3 protein-coding genes and 1 pseudogene are annotated in these 2,042 nt (G+C 70.6%); all 4 read right to left on the reverse strand.

Annotated features, from left to right (window positions below; translation table 11 throughout):
- On the reverse strand, positions 1–395 hold a 395-nt coding region (locus FGD71_RS00220; protein WP_140935774.1), incomplete at its 3' end, for a 5-deoxy-glucuronate isomerase.
- Complete coding sequence (locus FGD71_RS00225) at positions 392–1,264, reverse strand: Cgl0159 family (beta/alpha)8-fold protein (protein ID WP_119098310.1); 873 nt, start codon at positions 1,262–1,264, stop codon at positions 392–394. The genes FGD71_RS00225 and FGD71_RS00220, both read right to left, overlap by 4 nt.
- 4 nt (positions 1,265–1,268) lie before the next feature.
- The coding region (locus FGD71_RS48190; protein WP_244951181.1) for a PfkB family carbohydrate kinase at positions 1,269–1,728 on the reverse strand (460 nt) is incomplete at its 5' end.
- Between the two features lies 1 nt (position 1,729).
- A pseudogene (locus tag FGD71_RS48195) lies at positions 1,730–2,042 on the reverse strand (5-dehydro-2-deoxygluconokinase); the annotation flags it as partial.

The following is a 2,042-nucleotide window of genomic DNA, read 5'->3' on the forward strand; positions in this document are numbered from 1 at the left end:
TCGACAGGCACGTCCTCCTTGTGCCCGTACCGGGCGGAGAGTGAGCTCCGCTCGGTACGGGCGGAGGGCAGCGCGTACGTCCCCCCGTGCGCGCTGCTGATGACGGCCTCCGACGCGCGCGGCAGGTACGCGAAGTCGGTGGCCGAGGCGAACACCCCGGTCCGGCCGTCGAGTTCGAAGGTCTCGTTGTTGATGGTGACGGTGCAGCCACCGGTCAGTGGCAGGACCAGGAACTCGCAGTCGCCGGTGGACAGGGTGTGCCTCTCACCCGGGCTCAGGGTCAGGATCCGCAGTCCGGAGTAACCCCAGCCTGCCGATTCGGGCGTGACCAGGAGGTCGTAGGGGCCGTGGGACGCCGTGCCTGTGGGCAGGTGGTATTTGCTGGTGTCGCTCACAGCAGGCTCACCGCCCGGTCCACGGCGCCGGCGACGTCGCCGCCTGCGGGGTAGAGCAGGGAGCGGCCCACGACCAGGCCCTGCGCGGTGGGCTGTTTGAGGGCCTTGCCCCAGGAGGCGAAGGCCGCGTCGGGGTCGGTGACCTCGCCGCCCAGCAGCAGCGCCGGCAGCGTGGAGGAAGCGAGCACACGCTCCATGTCGTCGACGACCGGCAACTTCAGCCACGTATAAGCGGTGCGCCGGCCCAGCCCCGAGGCGATGGTGATCGACTTGATGACGGCGTCGGGGGAGAGATCGTTACGGATCTTCCCGTCCTGCCAGGCGGAGAGGAACGGCTCGACCATCGCGATGAGCCGGCGGTCATTCAGCTCATCGACGGCGCGGGCAGTGTTCTCCAGCACGGACGGGGTGGCCGGGTCGTCCAGGGCGATGCGGGTGAGCATCTTGCCGCCGTCGAAGCCCATCGCGGCGAGCGTCTCGGCGTCGTAGCCGGTGAAGCGGTCGTCGATCTCGAAGATCGAGCCGGCGAGTCCGGCGCGGTTCATGGAACCGAAGACGCTCTTGCCGTCCAGGACACCGAGCAGCAGCAGATCCTCCAGGATGTCCGCGGTGCCGAGCACGCCGGACACGCCGGGCCGCTCCAGGGCCAGGCACAGCCGGTCCAGGAGTTCGAAGCGGTCGGCCATGGCGGTCGGGTCGCCGCCGACGCCGTTGGCGCCACGCGCGGGATGGTCCGCGGCGATGATCATCGTCTTGCCGTGCTCGCCGAACAGCGAGGTGGCCTTCACACGCCGCGCGGCCGCCGCCGCGATGGCGCCGGGGTCGTTGACCCGGGCCTCCACGATCCGGCTCACATTGTCAGACAGCACGTCGTCATGCCTTTCGATCGGTGGAGGCCAGGGATGCTTCCCGGAGTTTCGTGTCGACCTCGGCCTGGGTCGGCATGGCGTCGGAGCAGGCCAGGCGGCCCGCGACGATGGCGCCGGCGGCGTTGGCGAAGGCGACCGTGCGGCGGGTGTCCCAGCCGGACAGCAGACCGTGGCACAGCCCCCCGCCGAAGGCGTCACCGGCACCCAGGCCATTGACCACCTCCACCGGAACCGGCGCGATCTCAGCGGCCGAACCGTCACGAGCGACAGCCAGCACACCCTTGGGCCCCTGTTTCACCACCGCCAGCTCCACCCCGGCCGCGAGCAGCGCCTTCGCCGCCGCATAGGGATCGCGCTCACCGGTGGCGACCTCGCACTCCTCGACGTTGCCCACGGCCACGGTGGTGTGGCGCAGGGCCTCGGCGTAGTACGCGCGCGCCTCGGACGGGTCGGTCCAGAACATCNCACGGCCACGGTGGTGTGGCGCAGGGCCTCGGCGTAGTACGCGCGCGCCTCGGACGGGTCGGTCCAGAACATCGGCCGCCAGTCCAGGTCGAAGACCGTCGTCCCCGCCTTCGCCCGGTGGGCGAGCGCTGCGAGGGTGGCCGAGCGGCTCGGTTCCTCGCTCAGCCCGGTCCCGGTGACCCAGAAGACGCGGGCCTCGCGCATCGCGGCCAGATCCAGTTCGCCGGGGTTGATGTCCAGGTCAGGGGCCTTCGGCAGCCGGTAGAAGTACAGCGGGAAGTCGTCCGGCGGGAAGATCTCGCAGAACGTCACC

Origin of the sequence: Streptomyces sporangiiformans (assembly GCF_005768555.2) — a bacterium.
GTDB classification, from domain to species: Bacteria; Actinomycetota; Actinomycetes; order Streptomycetales; family Streptomycetaceae; genus Streptomyces; species Streptomyces sporangiiformans.